Below are 21309 nucleotides of genomic sequence, written 5' to 3'. Positions count from 1 at the left end.
GACATCATGGCTTCCTATGCGCGCGATAAATCTCACCGCTACGGTTTTATGCAGTTTGCAGGGCTAGTGCTTACGTCGCGCATGTGGGTAGCGGCGCAATTTATTGCGCACCGGATAGCAACGTCATGGCTTCCGATGCGCGCGATAAATCGCGCCGCAACAAGGATATATTGAGGATTATGCTGTTTTACCCGCCTGAATAAACGCCTGCATCAGCGGTTTTAACACTTTCTGCAGCTGTGCGGCGCGATCCTGCTGCCAGGCAAACGGCGGGGTCTCATCCATATAATTTAGCTGTGCCAGCTCAAGTTGCACGGCCTGTACACCTTGCTGCGGTTGACCATAGGCACGCGTGATATAACCGCCTTTGAAACGTCCGTTCACTATCCAGCTGTAATCGCTTTGCGCCGCGCAGACGGCCTGAATCGCCTCAATCACCGCCGTCGAACAGCTCGCGCCTTCATTGGTACCGATATTGATATCCGGCAACTGGCCGTCAAACAAACGCGGGATCACCGAGGCAATTGAGTGTGCATCGAACAGCAACGCGTAGCCGTGCTCAGCTTTCAAACGTGCCAGCTCTTGCTGAATCTGCTGGTGATACGGCTGCCAGATGTTATCCAGATACCCCTGACGAGCAGCGGCACTTGGCGTTTTACCCTCTGCAAAAGTAGGCGTGCCATCAAATAACGTCTCTGGATACAGCCCAGTCGTCGCGGTGGTGTACAACGGCTGATTATCTGCCGGGCGATTCAGATCGATCACAAAACGGGAGTAATGGCCAATCAGCACGCTGGCACCCAGATCGCGCACAAAATCGTACAGCAACGGAATATGCCAGTCGGTATCCGGCAGGCCACGCGCCGCGTCACTTAGTCCGGCCTCGACTTCTGGGGTGAGTTGGGTGCCCGCATGCGGGATGCTGACCAGCAGCGGCAGCTTACCAGCGGTGAAATGAAAAGGTGTCATTGCGCTTCTCCACGATAGATAACCTGGCACGGCAGTTCGCCGCCCAGCCAGTAAACCAACTCAGCCGGACGGGCTAGCGGCCAGTGCACAAAATTCGCCACTTTTCCCGGCTCCAGCGAACCGTGTGACTGCTGTAATCCCAGTGCTTTTGCGCCCCACAAAGTCACGCCTGCCAGCGCTTCTTCAGGTGTCATGCCAAACAGGGTACAACCCATGTTAAGCATCAAACGCAGCGAGAGTGCCGGTGAAGTTCCAGGGTTGGCATCGCTGGCCAGCGCCATCGGCACACCGTGTTTGCGGAACAAATCCACCGGTGGGCGTTGCGTTTCGCGTAGCAGATAGAATGCGCCAGGCAGCAACACTGCGACGGTACCGTGTTGTGCCATCGCTTGCGCATCAACTTCAGTGGCGTACTCAAGATGATCCGCTGACAAGGCGCCGTATTCGGCCGCCAGCGTGGCGCCGCCCAGCGCAGAAAGCTGCTCAGCGTGCAGTTTTACCGGCATCCCCAACGCTGTGGCTTTATCAAATACCGCGCTGACCTGCTCAGGAGAAAACGCCAGGTGCTCGCAGAAAGCGTCGACGGCATCTGCCAGACCTTCCGCCTTCACCTGGGGTAACAGGCGATCGCAGATAATATCGATCCAGCCCTGTGGATTTTCCTTAAATTCCGGTGGGAAACCGTGTGCAGCGAGACAAGTGGCAAGGACATCAGCGGGGACCGTTTCCGCCAATTCGCGGATCGCACGCAGCATAGTGAGTTCACTGGTCTCATCCAGGCCGTAACCGGATTTGATCTCCACGGTCGTCACGCCCTCTGCCAGCAGTCTTTCCAACCGCCAGCGGGCGCTCGCGACTAATTCCTGCTGAGAGGCAGCACGGGTAGACCGCACCGTAGAGAGAATACCGCCGCCCTGTGCCGCAATTTCCGCATAGCTGACGCCATTTAAGCGCTGCTCAAACTCCTGGCTGCGGTCACCGCCAAACACCAGGTGCGTATGGCAATCCACTAGGCCTGGCGTGATGATGCCGCCGTCAAACTGCTGCTGCTGACGCGGCGAGAACGCCGGCATCTCACTGCGCGGCCCTACCCAAATCAGCTCACCGTTATCGACCGCCAAGGCACCGTCGGCAATCAGGTTATAGTGTCCGTCTCGCATCGTTACGATATCGGCCCCCAGCCAAAGGCTGTCGATCTGCTTCGCTTCTGCCATCCCACTCCCCTTCACGTCTGACGATTTACACTGCGCATTAAAGTATGTATATGTATATACAACTTTCCGCCATTAAGGATCAACCATGGCCGTGTTTTTTGCCCCACGCGCGCTGCTGGCCGACGGCTGGCACGAAGACGTTTTGATCACCACTGATGCATCAGGATTAATTACCGAACTCTTGCCTGACAGCGCCCCCGGCAGCGCCTCACGCCTTGCTGGGCCGGTGATCCCTGCCATCGCCAACCTGCATTCGCATGCCTTTCAACGCGCCATGGCTGGGTTGGCCGAAGTGGCGGGCGATCCCCAGGACAGTTTCTGGACTTGGCGCGATCTGATGTATCGCATGGTACAGCGGCTGTCGCCAGAACAGGTCGGTGATATTGCCACCCATCTCTACATCGACATGCTGAAAGGCGGCTACAGCCAGGTAGCGGAATTCCACTATTTACATCACGATCCGCACGGCCAACCTTATGCGGATGATGCGATGCTGCAACATCTGATCGCCGCCGCTGAAACCGCCGGCATGGGTCAAACCCTGCTCCCCGTGCTTTACAGCTACAGTGGTTTTGGTTCACAGCCCGCCAGCGACGGACAACGGCGCTTCATTCAGCAAACGGATGCCTATTTGCTGCAGCAACAGCGCGTGGCGCAATGGAGTGCCAACAAACCCCTGCTCAATCATGGCATCTGTTTCCACTCCTTGCGCGCCGTCAGTGAAGCGCAGATGCATGATGTGCTGTCGGCCAGTCAGCGCGATCTGCCGGTGCATATCCACGTGGCGGAACAGGAAAAAGAGGTCAATGACAGCCTGGCGTGGAGCGGCGAGCGCCCGGTGGCTTGGCTTTACAATCACTTTGAGGTGGATCAACGCTGGTGCCTCATCCATGCTACGCATTTGGATGATAGTGAGATCCAGCGTATGGCCGCCAGCGGTGCTGTCGCCGGATTGTGCCCGACTACCGAGGCCAACCTCGGTGACGGTATTTTCCCGGCAGTAGAGTACATCGCGCGTGGCGGGCGCTGGGGTATTGGTTCAGACAGTCACGTGTCGCTCAGTGCGTTAGAAGAGCTGCGTTGGCTGGAGTATGGTCAGCGATTGCGAGATCGTCGTCGTAACCGCATCACTCTGCCTCATCAACCTTCAGTGGGTGATCTACTTTGGCAGCAGGCCGCACAAGGTGGTGCACAGGCATGCGCCATTGCCACCGGCGAGTTAGCCATCGGCAAACGTGCCGACTGGTTGGTGCTGGAAAATGACGCCTTCCTCAGTAGCGTAAGTTCGGCTTCGCTGCTCAATCGCTGGCTGTTTGGCGGCACGCAAAGTCAGATTCGCGATGTGTTTGTTGCGGGTAATCAGGTGATTAGCGAAGGCCACCACGCGGCAGAAGAAGCCGCCGCCGCGCGCTTTGCTAAAGCCATGAGTGCATTGCAATGAAAACACGCTTTGACTATGGCGACCTGCCTGTCAGCCGCTGGCGCAATGGCGGCGGTGAAACGCGTGAGATCGTCAGTTTTCCGCCAGGAGAGGCGCAGTTTGGCTGGCGTGCCAGTATTGCCACTATCGATGCCAGCGGTCCTTTCTCCCCTTTCCCCGATATCGACCGGGTGATCACGCTGCTGCACGGTGACAGCGTGCTGCTGAGTAGCGAGCAAGGCCAACAGCATTTGTTGCCGCATCAGCCTTGGGCGTTTCCCGGCGAATGGGCGATTAACGCCCAGATCAGCGGTAGCTGTCAGGACTTCAATATCATGACGCGCCGTGACAGCTGGCAGGCTCAGGTGAAGGTGGTACAGCAGACTGCCGTCAGTCCTCACGGCGTGGCATGGGTTTTGGCTGGGGAGTGGCAAACCGTAAACGGAGAAACATTGGCGGTGAATCAGGGAATGTGGTGGCTGGATGAGAATACGCAGCTGGCTCCGGTTTCCGCCGAAGCCAGCCTGCTGTTCGTGACGCTTAGCCGTGTCCTCTAAAACGCCCCAGTAACTTATAGCGCGAGCCTGGATAAAGCAGGCGCGCGTAAGTCACAATCTTGTTATCGCTCCAGGTCTGGCGGCGAATTAACAAGCAAGGTTCGTGTTCATCAAGCGCCAGATGCTTACGCTGGCGCAGATCGGGCAGCACCGCTTCGACAATATGCTCTCCGGCCGTCAAAGGCGCGACACGCATCAGGTAGGTGTAAGGCGTGAGCTGGTGATAATCCTGGCTGAGATAATCCGGTGCCACCAGCGGGTTCACCAGACGATCTTCAAGCTGAACCGGCATGTCGTTTTCATAATGGACGATCAACGAGTGATACAGCGTTTGTCCCGTCGATAATCCCAGCACCGCCGCCTGTTCTGGATCGGCTTTCATCTGCCCAATAGACAAAATTTTGCAACTGTGGCGATGACCACGCTGAGCAATTTCATCGGCAATGTTGTGCACTTCGAGCATTGCGGTGTAGCCCTTCATCTCAGCGACAAAGGTGCCCACCCCCTGCATACGCACCAGGAAACCTTCGCTGGTGAGTTCACGCAGCGCGCGGTTAATGGTCATACGGCTGACGCCCAGCTCATTCACCAGTTCACTTTCGGAGGGCACGCGCTGGTTGGCTTTCCAGTGGCCTTCACGGATCTGGCTGACGATCGCCTGTTTCACGCGCTGATAAATCGGTGCTGGCTCATCGCCCATCGCTGCGGCTAGCTGTGCTACTGCCGTTTGCTCCGCCATGTCCTGTTCCTTTTCCGGATAATGCCCAAAGTTTACTGTCTCAGCACGTAAATGTATATACATCCGATTGTGCAGATAGCACGCCAACAGTGCAGCTTGCTCCCTGTTTCGGTGCAATGCGTTACACGCTTCGCCTGCTAAAGCGCATTGCGGCGCATTTCACAGAATGAGATCAATCTGGCACAGCGCTTGCTACTTGTATAGACAAGATTAGACACTTATGCTTCACTCACAACATTCCATGGTCGTCCGGATAAGCTCATCACTAAATGAAGCTACCGGGCAGCGCCAGATCACTTGTATAGACAGGAGTAGACTATGTCAGGTTCGGTTCAGGAAATTCGCCTTGTTCCCGGTGAAGTGGACCTCGCCACCTTGCGGACCATTTATCAAAGCAAGGTGACGCTCACATTGGCAGATGACGCCCGTGCGGCCATCGATCGTGCGAATGAAACCGTTGATGCCATCGTGGCATCGGGCAAAGTGGTTTATGGCATTAATACCGGTTTTGGCAAACTGGCGCAGACGCAGATCCCCGCTGAACGCTTGGCCGAATTGCAACGTAATCTGGTGTTATCGCACAGCGTTGGCTTAGGCAATTTGCTGCCGGATAACGTCGCTCGCCTGGTGGTTGCCACCAAAATCATCAGCCTGGCACGCGGCCATTCCGGTGTGCGCATCCAATTAATCGAAGCCCTGCTGGCACTGTTTAACGCTGGCGTGATGCCCTGCATTCCAGAAAAAGGATCGGTGGGCGCATCCGGTGATTTAGCGCCGCTGGCACATCTTTCGCTGATGCTGCTGGGTGAAGGACAGGTGCGCGTAGAGGGTGAACTGATCCCTGCCACTGAAGGTCTGGCGCGCGTCGGCTTGCAACCCATCGTGCTGGGACCAAAAGAGGGTCTGGCGCTGCTTAACGGTACCCAAGTCTCCAACGCGCTGGCGCTGCGCGGCTTGTTTGAAGCAGAGAATTTGTTCGCCGCAGGCTTGATGGCGGGCGCACTCTCACTGGAAGCCATCAAAGGTTCGGTCAAACCGTTCGATGCCCGTATTCATGAGGCGCGCGGTCAGCACGGACAAATCGCGGTGGCCGCTGCCGTCTCTTCCTTACTGGAAGGCAGTGAAATCCTTAGCTCACACACTCACTGCGGGCGCGTGCAGGACCCCTACTCGATTCGCTGTGTGCCTCAAGTGATGGGTGCCTGTTTAGACAACCTCAGCCATGCGGCGCGCGTGCTGCAAATTGAGGCCAACGCTGCCTCTGACAACCCATTAGTGTTTAGCGACAGCGGCGATGTCATCTCTGGCGGCAACTTCCACGCCGAGCCAGTGGCTTTTGCTGCCGATATCATCGCGCTGGCGATTGCCGAAATCGGTGCCATCTCAGAGCGCCGTATGGCGCTGCTGCTGGATACCGGCCTCTCCGGATTACCTCCGTTCCTGGTGCGTGATGGCGGCGTGAACTCTGGCTTTATGATCGCGCAGGTCACCGCTGCGGCACTGGCATCAGAGAATAAATCACTGGCACATCCGGGCAGCGTAGACAGCCTGCCGACCTCTGCCAACCAGGAAGATCATGTCTCCATGGCAACCTACGCCGCACGCCGCCTCGGTGACATGTGCTTTAACACCGCCGCCGTGGTGGGAATTGAGGCGATGGCTGCAGCGCAAGGCATTGATTTTCATCGTCCGCTGCAAAGTTCCACTGCGCTGGAGCAGGAAATCAGCCGCATTCGTGAAAACGTCGCCTTCCTCGAACATGACCGTTTAATGGCGCCGGATATTGAATCCATGCGTCTGTGGGCCAGTAGCCATGCCTGGCCGGAATCTTTGACTGCGCTGCTGCCAAGCCAGCGTTCAACTACCCATTAAGGAACCGATGATGAGCGAAACTTTGTCTCAGGCTGTAGCCCGTGAAATCCGTGCGCCGCGCGGTAATGAACTGCACTGTGCGAACTGGTTGATTGAAGCGGCTTACCGCATGATCCAGAACAACCTCGATCCTGATGTGGCCGAACGCCCGGAAGATCTGGTGGTGTACGGCGGCATTGGTAAGGCTGCGCGTAACTGGGAGTGCTTCGAGCAGATTCTGCGTTCCTTGCGTGCCTTACAACCTGAAGAAACCCTGCTGATCCAGTCGGGTAAACCAGTGGGTGTGTTCCGTACCCATGCTGATGCACCGCGCGTGCTGCTGGCGAATTCCAACCTGGTGCCACATTGGGCCAACTGGGATCATTTCCACGAATTAGATAAAGCCGGTCTGATGATGTATGGCCAGATGACCGCCGGTTCATGGATCTACATCGGCGCACAGGGCATCGTGCAGGGCACCTTTGAAACCTTCGCCGAAGCGGGCCGTCAGCATTATGACAGCGACCTGAGTGGCCGCTGGATCCTCACTGCCGGCTTAGGTGGCATGGGTGGCGCACAACCGCTGGCGGGCGTGTTAGCCGGAGCCAGCGTATTAGCCATTGAGTGCCAGGAATCGCGTATCGATTTCCGTTTGCGCACCCGCTACGTGGACCATAAAGCCTACACCCTCGACGAAGCGCTGGATCTGATTGATAAAGCGACAAAAGCCAAACAGGCGATTTCAGTGGGCCTGTTGGGTAACGCGGCTGAAATCGTGCCGGAGCTGGTAAAACGTGCCAAAGCGGGTGGTATGAAGCCGGATATCGTCACCGATCAGACTTCCGCACACGACCCCATCAACGGTTATCTGCCGGTAGGTTGGGATGTCGAACGCTGGCAGTCTGAGCGCGTCAGCAACCCGAAAGGCGTCGAAAAAGCCGCGCGCGCTTCCATGGCGGTTCATGTTCAGGCCATGCTTGATTTCCATCATATGGGTGTGCCGACCGTGGATTACGGCAACAACATCCGTCAGGTGGCGCTGGACGAAGGGGTGAAGAATGCCTTTGATTTCCCAGGCTTCGTTCCTGCTTATATTCGTCCGCTGTTCTGCGAAGGCAAAGGACCGTTCCGCTGGGTGGCGCTGTCAGGCGATCCGGAAGACATCTATAAAACGGATGCCAAGCTGAAAGAGCTGTTCCCGGAACATAAGAACCTGCACCGTTGGCTGGATATGGCACAGGAGCGTATTGCCTTCCAGGGCTTACCGGCGCGTATCTGCTGGCTGGGACTGGGCGAACGTCATAAAGCGGCGCTGTCATTCAATGAAATGGTGCGCAATGGCGAGTTGAAAGCGCCTATCGTGATCGGCCGTGACCACCTGGACTGCGGTTCTGTCGCCTCACCTAACCGTGAAACCGAAGCGATGAAAGATGGATCAGATGCCGTCTCTGACTGGCCATTGCTTAATGCCTTGCTGAACACCGCAGGCGGTGCGACATGGGTCAGCCTGCATCACGGCGGCGGCGTCGGCATGGGCTTCTCTCAGCACTCCGGCGTGGTGATTGTCTGCGACGGCACCGCTGAGGCGGATGCGCGTCTGGGCCGTGTGCTGTGGAACGATCCGGCAACCGGTGTGATGCGTCATGCGGATGCAGGCTATGAACTGGCGCAGGGCTGTGCGAAAGAGCATGGCTTGAATCTGCCGATGCAGAAGTAACCTGCCCCCCGCATGAATGTTGCCTGTCACAGGGCAACATTCATACCGCGTTGAATTCAGTTTTGATACGTTTCGGCGCGATTTATCGCGCTAATTGAAGCGATGATGTCGCAGTAAGATGCACGATAAATCGTGCCGCTACGGTTAGCCACCTTCTGTGAATCCGTTGCATATTCCATTCCGCTATACCCTATAGCCAAATTATTCCTTTCCACGATAGACGCCGCCCTGCGCTTACCACTACAGTGGACGTATCACTTAGCGTGTCAGAGAAATCGCAGCCCATGCTGCTGATGGAGAGTCTTACTTTATGAGCCTGCCTGCCGTCCTGCTGGAAAACGCCCTCAACTGGCGTCGTCAGTTACACCAACATCCTGAACTGGGTTACCAGGAACAGCACACCAGCGACTTGGTGGCAAAGGTGCTTGCCGAAGCAGGACTTCAGGTGTTCCGTGGACTCGCAGGTACCGGTGTTATTGGCACGCTGGAGAACGGTCCAGGCCCCGTCATTGGCCTGCGTGCCGATATGGACGCCCTGCCGATAACCGAAAAAGGTTCGCCGCAGTGGAAATCCAACCAGCCGGGTGTCATGCACGCTTGCGGCCATGACGGACACACGGCGATTTTACTGGCTGCGGCCTGCCAACTGGCCGCGACGCGTAATTTTAAAGGGACAGTGCACTTCCTTTTCCAGCCAGCTGAAGAAAATTTAGGCGGTGCTCGCAAAATGGTGGAAGAGGGCTTGTTTACACGCTTCCCGATGGATGCTGTGTATGCGATGCACAACTGGCCCGGTCTGCCAGTGGGTTCGCTTGCGGTGAATCCTGGGGCGATGATGGCCTCGCTTGATTCGTTTGAGATCACCTTGAACGGCAAAAGCTGCCACGCAGCAATGCCGGAAAGCGGTGCCGACCCCATGGTGGTCGCGGCAGAATTGATTCTGGCGCTGCAAACTATCCCTTCACGTCGCCTGTCCCCGCTGGCATCGGCGGTGGTGAGCGTGACGCAGATTCACGGCGGCGAAGCGATTAACGTGATTCCAGAGCAAATTGTGTTGCGTGGCACGGTACGATGTTTACAGACCGACGTGCGTAATCGCGTGCGCGGTCTGATTGAAGATTTTGTTACCACGCTGCCGCGGCCGTTTGGCGTCAGCGGGGAAATTCACTGGTATCCAGGCTATCCCGTGACGGCTAACCATGCTGCACCGGCTGAACAAGTGCGCAACGTGGCCAACCGCGTGTTAGGGGAATCCAATGTGCATTGGCAGGTTAATCCCTCCATGGCGTCAGAAGATTTCGCCTGCATGCTGCAAGACTGTCCTGGCGCCTATTTCTGGCTGGGTGCTGATGGCGCGGAGCCCTCTGCCCCGCTGCATAATGCCCATTACGATTTCAATGACGATCTGCTGCCGATTGGCATCACCTTCTGGCAGCAGTTGGTGGAAAGCGTGTTGATAAAAGCATAATCAATGACTATTTATTGCGATGATCCAAAATGACTGCGTCGCTATTAGATCAGCCGTAACATTTTGATGAACATGATTCAGGTCTGTAGCGGCGCGATTTATCGCGCGTACCTGAAATAGCTATGCCGCTACCAGATACGCAATAAATTGCGCCGCTACGTTATCCGCATTCCTGGGTTGCCCTTAATGGGATGCAATTAATGGCAACTGAATACATCACCGCAAGATGTCAATCCCGGTCGCTAAATCCCGGCCTGCTGCAGTCGCGTTTCGGCCTCGTCCAAACTGGCAGATTCACCGGTTGCGACTAAACAACAGGCCAACTGCAAGCGCAGTGCTTGAGGTACAGCACGTTCACCGGCCAGCACCTGTTTGATCCAGTCGGCGGTATCTTGGGCATGTTTACTTTCCGGCAATTCGACGCTGATCTCTGGCTGGCGTTCAACCCACACTTCAGCTTCCGCGTTCGCACCAGCAATGTAGTTGATCGACGGGCAGCGCTGCGGATTGGCATAGACTTCCCCTTCGGTGCCGTTCAGCAGAATGGCTGGCGCATCAATGTCCTGGAAGAATTTACCCACGCGCGGCACATACTCGGGATGCGACACGCTCGCCAGACGCAACGCAGCGCGTTCGGCAAACGGCGTCGCCAGCTTCGCCAGCGTATGCGCACTGTTACGGACACCCATGCGCCAGCGCAGCGACAGCTGTTTTGCCATCGGCGCACACAGATGGTCGATAGTGATAAAGGCCAGTTCGCCGTTATCCAGTTTCGCCTGTGCCTGCTCCGCGTTGATCACCGGGGCGATATCCAGCGCGGCCAGCACCGCTTCGGTCGTGATGCGAGTAGGATCATCGCTGACGCCATGCAGCAGCACCGGGAAACCGAGTTTGGTTAGCAATAAGGCGAGCAACGGTGTGAGATTGCCCTGACGGCGAGCCCCATTGTAGCTAGGAATAACGATGGGCATTGGGCGATGGGCAGGCGGCTGCAACTGCATCATTTGCTGCTGCATCGCGTGGTAAAAACCGCGCATCTCTTCTTCGCCTTCACCTTTAATGCGCAGTGCGATCAGCACCCCGCCCAGCTCCAGTTCCGGCACGTCTCCCGCCAGCATGGCGCTGTAGAGCGCAACGGCAGTGTCGAAATCGATATCGCGGGCGTGGTTTTTACCGCGCCCAATCTCTTTGATAACTTTATTCAGTTCCATCAGGGCATTCCCGCTTCCAGGGCGCGCCGATATACGGCTGCCAAAAAGGTCATTGATGTGCACCTGAGCACACCTAAGATTTCTTACTTTTACGCTTCGCTGGTTTTACCGCTGCTTTACTCTCTACTTTTACATCTGATTTTTTGCTGGCTTCCGGCACCGCCGGTTGCTCAATCGGAAACACCGGTAAGGCGGCCAACAGTCGGCTGCCGTACGCTTTATTCAACAGGCGTCGATCGTAAATCACGATCTCGCCAAAGCAGCTGTGGCTGCGAATCAAACGGCCAACCTGCTGAATCAGCGTAAACGAGGCACTCGGCAAACTCTGCACCTCGAACGGGTAGCGTTTGAGGCTCTTCAGCCACTCCCCTTCGGTCAAAATTACCGGACTGTCCACCGGGGGAAAAGCAATTTTATGGATATGAACCTGCGTGAGCAGATCCCCCTTCAAATCTAGCCCCTCCGCGAAGGATTGTAGACCAACCAAAATACTGGTTTGGCCCGCCTCCACCCGCTGACGGTGCAGTTCCACCAGACGCGAGCGCGGTTGGTCGCCCTGCACCAGCATCGATAAGCGCAGCGACGTGAGATGGCTGACAAATTGCTGCATCGCTCGCCCACTGGCAAACAGCACCAGCACCCCTTTGTGCTTTTCTTCCGCCATCTGATGCAGGAAGAAGCGCGCCATTTCGGCAATGTGCTCCGCTTCGTTGGCCATCAACGGCTCATAACGCATTTGCGGGATAACCAGCTTGCCTTGATCGATGTGATTGAATGGTGAATCCAGCGCCACAAAGCGATCGCCCGCCTTCTCGCTCAGACCTGACATTTCCTGTAACCGGTTGAAACTGTTGAGCGAGCGCAGCGTGGCGGACGTCACCACCACATGCGGAATCTTGCGCCACAGCAATTTCTCTAGCTGATCGCTGACGCGAATCCCGGCACAGTGGAAAAGCAGATGCGCCTGGCCATCGCGAATCTCACGCGTGACCCATTTAGAAACCGGCGCATTTGACGCTTTAGCCATGGCTGCCAAACGCCACAGTTTGCTGATGGATTCGAACCAGCCAAAGTGGCGGTTAAGCTGAATAATTGCCCTGTGCAGACGCATAATATCGGCTTTGCCGGTTTGATCGCCCAGCTCATTGAGTAACCCTTCGCTTAAGCCGCGCAGGGCATCGCTCAACTTAAACAGCCGCGCGCACATCGTCATCAACTCTTCCGGCAACTCGCCGAGCACAAAACGGAATTCACCGGGCTGGTTGTTTGACGGCAACAGGGGGTTGAGCGCATCGCACAGGATCTGCAACAATTCACGCATCTCATCGCAATGGCCTTTCAAGCGTTCAGGATTGGTGAGTGGCGGCGGCGATTTAGGGCGAAACTGCGCCATGATGGTTTCCACCAGCCGCACGAACAGATCGAGCTGCAAGCTGCTCCAGCCTGGCGTAATTTCAGCGCTCATCTCCAGCGCATCACGCGCTACTTCCGGCAGATGATGGCCTTCATCCAGCACCAGCATCAGGTGTTTGGCTGGCGGCAACACGGATTCGTTCTCCATCGCCGCCATCACCAAAGCATGGTTCGCCACCACCACATCCGCCTGTTCGATCTCGCGACGCGCCACAAAGAACGGGCATTCGCGATACCAGCGACAGTGATGGCCGAGGCAATTGGCTTTATCGGTGGAGAGGCGTTGCCACAGGTGATCCTGAATGGTGACATCGGTGTGGTCGCGCAGACCATCCCACTTATAACGACTGAGATCTTTCTCCAGCTTGGCGCAGAACTTCTGCTCCTCTTTCGAACCGGTTACCGCCTCTTCATCGAGATAGAGCAACAGATCGCCTTGCTGGTCTTCGGTTGCCGCGAGGGCCGCGAGATTGCGCGGGCACACATAGCGGCCGCGACCGAAAGCCGCGGTGAACGTCAGGTCAGGAATGATTTTTTTCAGTAGTGGCAGATCTTTACTGAAGATTTGATCCTGCAGCGCCACGTTGGCGGTGCTGATCACTAAACGTTTCTCCTCGGCGCGGCTCACCGCAATGCCGGGGATCAGATAAGACAAGGTTTTACCCACGCCGGTTGGGGCTTCAATTGCCAGATGGCGGCCTTCATCTCCAGCCAGACTTTTCGCCACTTCGGCGATCATCTGGCGCTGGGGCGCGCGCGGGATAAAGTCAGGAACCTGCTGCTGCAGCGCCTTATACCATTGCGCAATCTGGCTTTTTATCGCTGCTGTCAGGGCCATGTTCATTACTGTTTGCTGAATTGGCCTGTATTTTTACACAGTATCGCCGCAGCGTCAGCTTTCACTGCTATTTTTTCGCGCTGGATTCAGGATTTCACGCATCGCGCGGATCAGCGTTTCGCGCGCCCGCCCGCGGCGGAAGGCAAAGGAAAACGGCGCGCGGAAATGGAAATGCTGCGGTAACAAACGACACAGCACGCCCTGCTGCTCCCAACTTTTCGCATAGTGCTCGGGCAAATAGCCGATAAACCGCCCAGAGAGGATCAGCGTCAACTGCGCCTCAATGCTCTCGACCGAGGCATTGCTTTGGCGAAATCCGCGCTTGTTAAGCTCCTGCTGGTTCCAGTAGCGCCGGGTCACCATGCCGGTTTGCTGCACGGTGCGCACATCAGGATCACCCTTCGCCAAAGGATGCGCCGGGCTGCAGTAAAGCCAGTGTTGCTCCTCGTAGAGCGGAATCGTCACTAAATTGCTGGCACGCAGCGGGAAGTGACCGATAGCGAGATCGAGCCGATCCTCCAGTAATTGCTGCTGTAACTCGTTTGGATCGCGCATACTGAGATTGAAAAACACCGCCGGAAAACGTTGGTTAAACCGTGCAATCGCCGCCGGTAAATCCAGCGTGCTGTCCGTTACCGTGGCATCCACTACGCCCAGCGAGAAGGTCCCGCCCTGCGCACTCTTTAGTGTTTCTACTTGCTCCTGCCAACCAGCCAGCGTTGCCAACATCTCCTGACTGTAACGATGAAACTGCTCGCCCTTGGTGGTTAAGGTAAACCCGCCACGCCCACGCTGGCACAGGATGAAACCGAGCTGCGTCTCCAGTTCGCTCATGTAAGCGCTGATAGCCGGCGTCGTCATATTGAGTGCCTGCTGTGCACGAGAATAGCCTTGGTTTTCCACCACGCTGGCAAACACCTGCAGCAGTTTGAGATTGGGGAGTGATTGCACTGCAATTCCTTCAGTGATTACTGACTAAAGTTAACCAATCTATGAAGTGATTATTTGCTGTCAAGGATTTTTCCCGTGCCCCCATCAAGCCATGATGGGACTCACTTAGCCGAAGGAGTTCATGATGACCGATTTTCCTCAGCCGCAGGGCGGCAATGACATGCCACGCTTCGCCGGACGCGGCACCATGATGCGTTTGCCGGCGGCCGAATCACCCGCCGGTCTTGATGTCGCCTTCGTTGGCATTCCGCTGGATATCGGAACATCACAACGCAGCGGTACGCGATATGGTCCACGCGCGATTCGCGCCGATTCGGTGATGATTCGTCCGTACAACATGGCAACGGGCGCAGCCCCTTTTGATTCGCTACGCGTGGGTGATCTCGGCGATGTGCCGATCAACACCTACAGCCTGCTGAAGTCGGTCGATATCATCGAAAACTATTATACCGAGCTGAACAATTGGCCGATTATCCCGTTAACGCTCGGTGGCGATCACACCCTGACACTGCCGATTTTGCGCGCCCTGGCGAAAAAACATGGGCCGGTGGGCTTGATCCACATTGATGCGCACACCGATACCAATGAAGAAATGTTTGGTGAAAAGATTGCCCACGGCACCACATTCCGCCGTGCGGTGGAAGAAGGCCTGCTCGATTGCCAGCGCGTGGTACAGATTGGTCAGCGAGCACAAGGCTATGCGGCGGGTGATTTTCAATGGGGTGTCGATCAGGGCTTCCATTTGGTGCCTGCCGAAAAGTGCTGGTATCGCTCCATGGCACCGCTGATGGCCGAGGTACGCGCCCGCATGGGTACTGGCCCGGTTTATCTCAGCTATGACATCGACAGTTTCGATCCTGCCTGGGCACCCGGTACCGGTACGCCAGAAGTGGGCGGATTGACCTCAATGCAAGGGTTGGAGATCGTGCGCGGCTGTCGCGGACTTAATTTGATCGGCGGTGACCTGGTCGAAGTATCGCCGCCCTATGATATCAGCGGCATGACTTCGCAACTGGCGGCCAATATCCTTTATGAGATGCTGTGCGTGTTGCCCGGCGTCCGTTACTCAGAGAACAAGCAATGACACAACAGAATTTAGTGTTTCCAGCGCGCGTGTTGCGCGGTGCGGGCGTAATCAACCAGCTTGGCGAAATTTGCGCAGGACTGGGCAAACGCGCCTTACTGATCGGCGGGCACCAGGCGCTGCAAGTCGTGGAAGCACAAGTGCGTGCACAGCTGCTGGCAGCCAATGTCACGCTGCTGGCACAGGAGTGGTTTGGCGGCGAAACCTCGATCAATCAAATCAACCGTCTGGCGGCCATCGCTACTGAACTGCAAGCTGAAGTGATCATTGGTGTCGGCGGCGGCAAATCGCTGGATACAGTAAAAGCGGTCGGTGCCCAGTTGGGTTTGCCGTTTGTGACGATTCCCACTATCGCCGCCACCTGTTCGGCGGTGACGCCATTGAGTATTCGCTACGATGACAACGGCAACTTTTTTGACATTTTCCCGCTGCCGCAAGCTCCTGCAGCGGTAATCATCGACAGCGAGCTGCTGGCTAAAGCCCCAGCCCGCTGGCTTGCCGCCGGGCTGGGTGACACCTTGGCCAAATGGTACGAATTCCGCGCGGTCAGTACGCGTCATCCGGCGCGTGAAGGCAATGCCTTGTCTTCACTGGCTCACAGCCAGATTTGTTATGACGTGATTGCCGAGCACGGCCCAGCCGCTTATGCCGCCGTGTTGCGTGGTGAGAGCAGCACCTCACTGGATCAGGTGCTGGATGCGATCTTTACCTGGGCTGGATTAACCTCGTTGATGAGCAACGGTGCCCACGCAGCGGCTTCACATGCGATTTATGAAGGATTTACCTTCTGCGATAAGACGCGTGAGTTTGGTCATGGCCTGTTGGTGGGTTTCGGTAATCTGTGCTTGCTGGCGCTGGAAGATCGTAGCGATGAAGAGGTGCTGGATGAGATGCGTCTGGCGCGTGACTGCGGTGTGCCATTAACGCTGCGTGAGATTGCCGAGTTGGATAATGCCGAGTTGACACTGATTGTGCGTGAGTCGGTGCATGCACCGGATATGGAGAATATGTCGGTGGCGGTGACCGAAGACCGTCTGCTGGCGGCGATGCAGCGGATTGAAGGGTTGGCAGAGCGGGTTTAAATCTGGGGTGAGTGCGAGGTACTGAGTGCGGGCCTCAGCGCTGCGAATAGCCCTTGCAGCATCAGAGGTGCTACGGCCTCAAACATTGCGTAATGCCGCTCACTTAAGCCAATGAGTGAATATTCAACCCGGTACGCATGAATGCGCACCCTACAAAAACCGCGCTGAACATCGTAGGGGCGTCATTTATGGCGCCCAAAACAGTGCGCTGAATCTTGCAGATGCGCCATTTATGGCGCCCAAAACAGTGCGCTGAACCTTGCAAATGCGCCATGTCTGACGTAATGCCACACACTTTAGTGACAAGCATTACTTCAAACATTGTGCCCCTTTCAACAGCATTCACTTCAGCTCATCAGCAGACTGGGATATTGGGATCAACATACGCCATGGCCTTTACAAACAGTCCTTTTCAACAGCAGGCACGATGGTTAATCAGCGGGCTGGGTACGCTTTGGCGCAGGCAATCCGCAGCGCCGAGCAGAGTAAGTTTGCCAGGATAGCCCGCAGGGATGCGGGCGAAAGGCGGGTCGGCACAGGGATGTGCCATCCTGAACTGAACCCAAAATGTTGGACTTTAAACCGACATAATGGGGATAAATCATGGAGCCAAAATATTCTTTTCAGTTCAAGTTAGAGGTCGTACGTTACTTTCTTGACGGCCATGCCGGTCAGGCAGACGAACGATGTGAGGGCACCGCGTCAGCGGCGCGAGGACGCCAGCGCCAACGCGTTCCCAGCCTGCGTTAACACCTGTGAACATCATCATTACCTGCGAACAACAACATCAGCCGTGAATTAATCTGCGAGCATGCAAATGCATCAGCAGCCTCAGTTTTTTCTACAAATTCAGGTGAAAAATTAGCACCCAAACCCTATACACGAGCCAGCAGCGCCACAACTTCCCGTACATCCGCGACGTCATCCAACTCCATACAAATCGCCTCCAGCTGTTCAACCTGCTCCAGCGGCAACACGCGCCCCGCTAAACTACGGTATTTAGCCAGCAGCGCTTCAAGGCTCAGCGGATTAGCCGGCGCCCCCGATGGTATAGCGACATGCTGCTGCCAGTGATCGCCCTGCTGGGTTTCAATCCGCACCCACGGCTCGTCGTCGCGGCCCTGTTGCTCATCAATCACCAACACAATTCGCGCCATCAAGGCATCCACCTGCGAATGCAGTCGTTTCGCATCATCGTAACTTGCCAGTTCCGCTGAGCCATACAACGCACGCGCCGCCAATGCATACGGCAGGCTCATCTGCGCACTTGCCAGGCTCTGCAACTCTCGTCCACCGCACATTTCCAGTAGGAACGGATTCAGCCCCACCACAATGCGTTCGATATTGTTAACGGTAACCTGATGCTGCGTTAGCAAGATGCCGAGCGCATCGATTGCCGAATGGGTGCCACGACAGGCGGCATAGGGTTTGATAGAACAGCGCGCTAATTTCCAAACCGTGCCGAGATCGGCGGTCAAGGCATCCGGCTGCTGTGTCTCTGGCGCAAGGGTTTGCAGGAATCCGCCCCACTTCGCTTCAAATACCGCTGATGGTCCGTTGATACCGCGCTGCGCCAGCAAGGCTGCCTGCACGCCGCTTTCTGCCGCACGCGCCGCATGCAGCTTTTTGGTGTGTGAGCCGTCATGAATGAAGCCCCATAAACCGCCGCTAAAGCTGGCTGCAATGCCCAATGCTGAGGCGCACTGGGCGCGATCCAGTTGTAACAGTGAACACACAGCCGCCGCTGCACCAAATACGCCACAGCTGGCGGTGGAGTGCCAGCCTGCACCATTGTGGGCAGAGTAGCCACCGCAGGCTTCCAGCACCCGGCGTCCAACGTCATAACCGATCACCATCGCCACCAGCAATGCCTGACCGTCAACCGGCTGTGTCGCCAAAGGCAGTGCCGCCAGTATGGCGGGAATGACCACCGCGCCGGAGTGATCGCAGCCGCCGGTATCATCCAGTTCATACATATGTGCGGCCACGCCATTGAGCCACGCAGCCTGGCGCGGATTGACTTGCCGTGAACTGCCCCAAACCTGCGCCTGCTGATGTCCCCCTTCTGCGAGCACCAATGCCAGACATTCGCGCCAGATTGGGCTGTCGCTGCCCGCCAGTGAAGCCCCGAGCGTATCCAGCAAATGACGCTTCGCCTGCTCCACCAGCGACGGTGGCAACTGTTCAAAATCGGTATCAGCAATGAACGCCGCCAGTTGCTCAAGCGTTGAGGCCATGCGCACCTCCAATAATGCGAGTAAAGACTTCGGCTGGATGGGAGAAATCATTGTCCGGCTGTGATTGCCAATGTGCGGCAATCTGTTCCCCGGTGGCGATCCATACGTTGTGCTGTTGTAACGTCTCGATCAGTTCGCGCAGCAATCCAATGCGCCCGGCGGTGCCGATGATTTCCGGATGCAGGCGCAACAGATAACACAGGCCAAAACGGTGGAACCCTTGGAAGTCCTGCGTCATGTTCGCCAACGTCTCTGCGTATGGCGCAATGCGCGATTGCCCCGGCGGAATCGCAGGGCTGAGGTTGAAGGCAAAGTAGGGTTCGTCTTCCAGCGTATAATGCATGGGCAGTTCGACTAAGCGGGTGCCCGGATGAAAGTACGGTAAATCGTCGCCACGCCAACTGGATGACCAGCGAATCCCTTTTTCCACCAGCGCTGCTGCCAGACCGGGTTTCCACTGTCCTGCGGGTGTGCGGAATCCCTGAATGGGCTGGCCGGTCAACTGCGCCAGCTTGTCGCAGCCGCGCGTAACGCTGGCTATCTGCTGATCCAGTGAGAGCACCGAGAAATCTTCATGGCGATCGCCGCTGCAGGCGATTTCATGCCCCTCGCCAACGATGCGGGCAATCAGTTCGGGTTGTTCCTCAGCGACAATCGCCGGGATGCACCAGCTGGCTTTCAGCTGTTTTTCTGCCAGCAGCGCCAGTAAACGATCGACACCCCGCAGCGTGCCGTATCGCCAGACGGACAAGGTTTTATCCCGTCCGGCCACGGCGGGTGCCTGGGTCAAAATGCCGTGAATATCGTTGAAATCAATGGTGAGGAGTGCGGCTGACTGGAAGCCCAGCGGCCAGCGGGAAGATTCAGTCATACTGTTGCTCCTGCAAAAACCACTGCGCAACTGCATCACAACGGGCAAACCACACGTCGTCACGCGCCGTCATATGTTCAAACAACTGCTCCAGCAGCAGGATACGTCCCGGCTGGCCAGAAATTTTCGGATGAAACAGCGTGGTGAGGCACAAGCCCTCATCCATTGCACCGTCAAACTCTCGCTGCCAGTTATCGCGCGTCTGCGCATAACTGGCGATACGATCGCCCCCTTTAGGGAAGTCAGGCTGGCGGGTGTAAGCCAGCGAGGCGTAGTCATCCATTTCCCACTTGCCGGGGATCTCGACCAACGGAGTATGACCTGCTACTGGCATTGCGTAGGGACGATCGTCACCGCGCATGCTGCTGGAGTAAATCACGCCAGCCTCACGCAAAATTTGCGGTGTTTCTGCATGCCAGTCACCTGACGGCGTGCGGAATCCACAGGCGGTAATACCCAGATGCTGTTTAAAGATCTCGGCCGATTTCGCCATCACCGCACGTTGTTCTGCCGGTGAGATCGCCCAGAAGGATTCATGACGGTAGCCGTGATAGGCCACTTCGTGGCCCTGTTCGATAATCGCCTGACACTGCTGCGGCCACTGCTCCACCACCCATGCTGGCACAAAAAACGTGGCGGGAATCTGGAAAGCGCGCAGCAGGTCGAGCAATCGGCCGAGCGCACGGTGCGGGCCATAAGCCCCAAAGGTAAAATACTCTGGCGTTGACCACAGGCTGCCATTCAACATGGCATCGCCGGTGGGACCGTCAAGGTCAAACGCCAGCGCCATACAGCCGCGTTTACCCTGCGGCCAGCGTACTGCGCCCGGTTGTTGCATCTGCTTGCTCCTTTAGCCCTGATTGATCTGCGCTTTGGTGATGCCGTTGTCGGTCAAGCCCCACTTGCTGAGGATCTTTTGGTAGCTGCCATCGGCAATCATGGCATCAATCGCTGCCTGCACCGCCGTCGTCAACTCAGTGGCGTCTTTGCCCATCGCCATGCCGGTGTATTGGAAGGAGAAGGCTTTATCCAGCGGCTTAAAGGTGCCTTTTTCCAGGTTCATGATGTACGGCAGCGTTTCACTCCCCTGCACCGCGCCATCCAGTCGTCCCTGGCGCAATTGGGTACGTGCATCCGCAGTCCCTTCTGCGCCGACCACGACAATCGCAGGTTTACCGGCAGCTTCGCAGTGTGCTTTTGACCAGTTGGCAATCTCTTGTGGGAAGGTGGTGCGACGGCTGGTGCCGACTTTCTTGCCGCACAGATCCATCGCACTATTGATCTCACTGTGTGAACTCAAGGTGTAGAACTGCGGACCGGTTTTGAAGTAGTCGATAAAGTTGACCACTTTCTGGCGCTCTTTGGTGTCGGTCATACCGGACATCACCAGATCGACGCGTTTGGTCACCACCGCGTTGACCATCTGCTCAAAGGCGATCTCCTGCCAGTTGATCTTCACACCCAGTTTTTCACCAATCGCCTGACCGAGATCGTAATCCACGCCTGTCAGCTGGTTCGTCGCGGGATCTTTAAAATCCATCGGCGGGTAGTTCGGCATGATGGCCACCGTCAGCCCTTTCTCTTTGATCGCGGCGGGTACGGCAATATCCGCCCAAGCCGAAGATTGCAGTAACAGCGCGGCACTGATGGCACTCAATAACAGTTTTTTCATGTTTTTCACCCCGGT

At 56.5% G+C, this 21309-nt stretch carries 17 protein-coding genes; 7 read left to right on the top strand and 10 right to left on the bottom strand.

Going from position 1 to position 21309, the window contains the following annotated elements:
• Nucleotides 1-177: 177 nt before the first annotated feature.
• Complete coding sequence (gene hutG / locus HA51_RS18480) at nt 178-969, bottom strand: N-formylglutamate deformylase (protein ID WP_084936053.1); 792 nt, start codon at nt 967-969, stop codon at nt 178-180.
• On the bottom strand, nt 966-2183 hold the full coding sequence (gene hutI, locus HA51_RS18475) for an imidazolonepropionase (RefSeq protein ID WP_084936052.1): 1218 nt from the start codon (nt 2181-2183) through the stop codon (nt 966-968). Before hutI ends, hutG begins: the two co-directional genes overlap by 4 nt.
• A gap of 85 nt (nt 2184-2268) precedes the next feature.
• Here hutI and HA51_RS18470 point away from each other — a divergent pair, with 85 nt between their 5' ends.
• The gene (locus HA51_RS18470) at nt 2269-3624 is read left to right on the top strand and encodes a formimidoylglutamate deiminase (protein ID WP_084936051.1); all 1356 of its coding nucleotides are present in this window, start codon (nt 2269-2271) and stop codon (nt 3622-3624) included.
• Complete coding sequence (locus HA51_RS18465; protein ID WP_084936050.1) at nt 3621-4160, top strand: HutD/Ves family protein; 540 nt, start codon at nt 3621-3623, stop codon at nt 4158-4160. The genes HA51_RS18470 and HA51_RS18465 overlap by 4 nt, the downstream gene beginning before the upstream one ends.
• On the opposite strand, the gene hutC is transcribed toward HA51_RS18465, so the two are convergent.
• Nucleotides 4144-4899 carry a histidine utilization transcriptional repressor HutC gene (gene hutC / locus HA51_RS18460; protein WP_084936049.1) on the bottom strand — a complete coding sequence of 252 codons (756 nt, stop codon included), beginning with the start codon at nt 4897-4899 and terminating at the stop codon, nt 4144-4146. The two genes, HA51_RS18465 and hutC, sit on opposite strands and share 17 nt — an antisense overlap.
• A gap of 318 nt (nt 4900-5217) precedes the next feature.
• Between hutC and hutH the strand changes: the two genes are divergently transcribed.
• From hutH to HA51_RS18445, 3 genes are all read left to right on the top strand, one after another.
• Complete coding sequence (gene hutH / locus HA51_RS18455) at nt 5218-6771, top strand: histidine ammonia-lyase (RefSeq protein ID WP_084936048.1); 1554 nt, start codon at nt 5218-5220, stop codon at nt 6769-6771.
• 10 nt (nt 6772-6781) lie between these two features.
• Nucleotides 6782-8467 carry a urocanate hydratase gene (gene hutU / locus HA51_RS18450; RefSeq protein WP_084936047.1) on the top strand — a complete coding sequence of 562 codons (1686 nt, stop codon included), beginning with the start codon at nt 6782-6784 and terminating at the stop codon, nt 8465-8467.
• Nucleotides 8468-8777: 310 nt separating this feature from the next.
• Nucleotides 8778-9935, top strand: coding sequence for a M20 aminoacylase family protein (locus tag HA51_RS18445; protein ID WP_084936046.1), 1158 nt, complete (start codon nt 8778-8780; stop codon nt 9933-9935).
• 242 nt (nt 9936-10177) lie between these two features.
• On the opposite strand, the gene ybiB is transcribed toward HA51_RS18445, so the two are convergent.
• The 3 genes from ybiB to HA51_RS18430 all read right to left on the bottom strand — a co-directional run bounded on the left by ybiB (nt 10178) and on the right by HA51_RS18430 (nt 14348).
• Complete coding sequence (ybiB, locus tag HA51_RS18440) at nt 10178-11146, bottom strand: DNA-binding protein YbiB (RefSeq protein ID WP_084936045.1); 969 nt, start codon at nt 11144-11146, stop codon at nt 10178-10180.
• Nucleotides 11147-11219: 73 nt separating this feature from the next.
• Entirely contained in the window at nt 11220-13397 is a 2178-nt protein-coding gene (dinG, locus tag HA51_RS18435; protein WP_084936060.1) for an ATP-dependent DNA helicase DinG, read from the bottom strand.
• A 54-nt stretch (nt 13398-13451) separates the two neighbouring features.
• Nucleotides 13452-14348: a LysR family transcriptional regulator gene (locus HA51_RS18430; protein WP_084936044.1), complete on the bottom strand. Its 897-nt coding sequence runs from the start codon at nt 14346-14348 to the stop codon at nt 13452-13454.
• A gap of 124 nt (nt 14349-14472) precedes the next feature.
• Here HA51_RS18430 and speB point away from each other — a divergent pair, with 124 nt between their 5' ends.
• Both speB and HA51_RS18420 read left to right on the top strand, forming a co-directional pair.
• Complete coding sequence (speB, locus tag HA51_RS18425) at nt 14473-15432, top strand: agmatinase (protein WP_084936043.1); 960 nt, start codon at nt 14473-14475, stop codon at nt 15430-15432.
• Complete coding sequence (locus tag HA51_RS18420; RefSeq protein WP_084936042.1) at nt 15429-16514, top strand: iron-containing alcohol dehydrogenase family protein; 1086 nt, start codon at nt 15429-15431, stop codon at nt 16512-16514. Before speB ends, HA51_RS18420 begins: the two co-directional genes overlap by 4 nt.
• Before the next feature lie 875 nt (nt 16515-17389).
• Here the strand turns inward: HA51_RS18420 and HA51_RS18410 are convergent.
• The 4 genes from HA51_RS18410 to HA51_RS18395 are packed head-to-tail and all read right to left on the bottom strand — an operon-like array spanning nt 17390 to nt 21294.
• Nucleotides 17390-18751, bottom strand: a complete 1362-nt coding sequence (locus HA51_RS18410) for an MmgE/PrpD family protein (protein ID WP_084936040.1) — start codon at nt 18749-18751, stop codon at nt 17390-17392.
• Nucleotides 18735-19622 carry a polysaccharide deacetylase family protein gene (locus tag HA51_RS18405; RefSeq protein WP_084936039.1) on the bottom strand — a complete coding sequence of 296 codons (888 nt, stop codon included), beginning with the start codon at nt 19620-19622 and terminating at the stop codon, nt 18735-18737. Before HA51_RS18405 ends, HA51_RS18410 begins: the two co-directional genes overlap by 17 nt.
• Nucleotides 19615-20460, bottom strand: a complete 846-nt coding sequence (locus tag HA51_RS18400; protein ID WP_084936038.1) for a polysaccharide deacetylase family protein — start codon at nt 20458-20460, stop codon at nt 19615-19617. The genes HA51_RS18405 and HA51_RS18400 overlap by 8 nt, the downstream gene beginning before the upstream one ends.
• A 12-nt stretch (nt 20461-20472) precedes the next feature.
• On the bottom strand, nt 20473-21294 hold the full coding sequence (locus tag HA51_RS18395) for an ABC transporter substrate-binding protein (RefSeq protein ID WP_084936059.1): 822 nt from the start codon (nt 21292-21294) through the stop codon (nt 20473-20475).
• Between the last annotated feature and the right edge of the window lie 15 nt (nt 21295-21309).

Origin of the sequence: Pantoea rwandensis (genome assembly GCF_002095475.1) — a bacterium.
GTDB classification, from domain to species: Bacteria; Pseudomonadota; Gammaproteobacteria; order Enterobacterales; family Enterobacteriaceae; genus Pantoea; species Pantoea rwandensis.
This window is presented reverse-complemented; position numbering and strand designations above follow the sequence as displayed.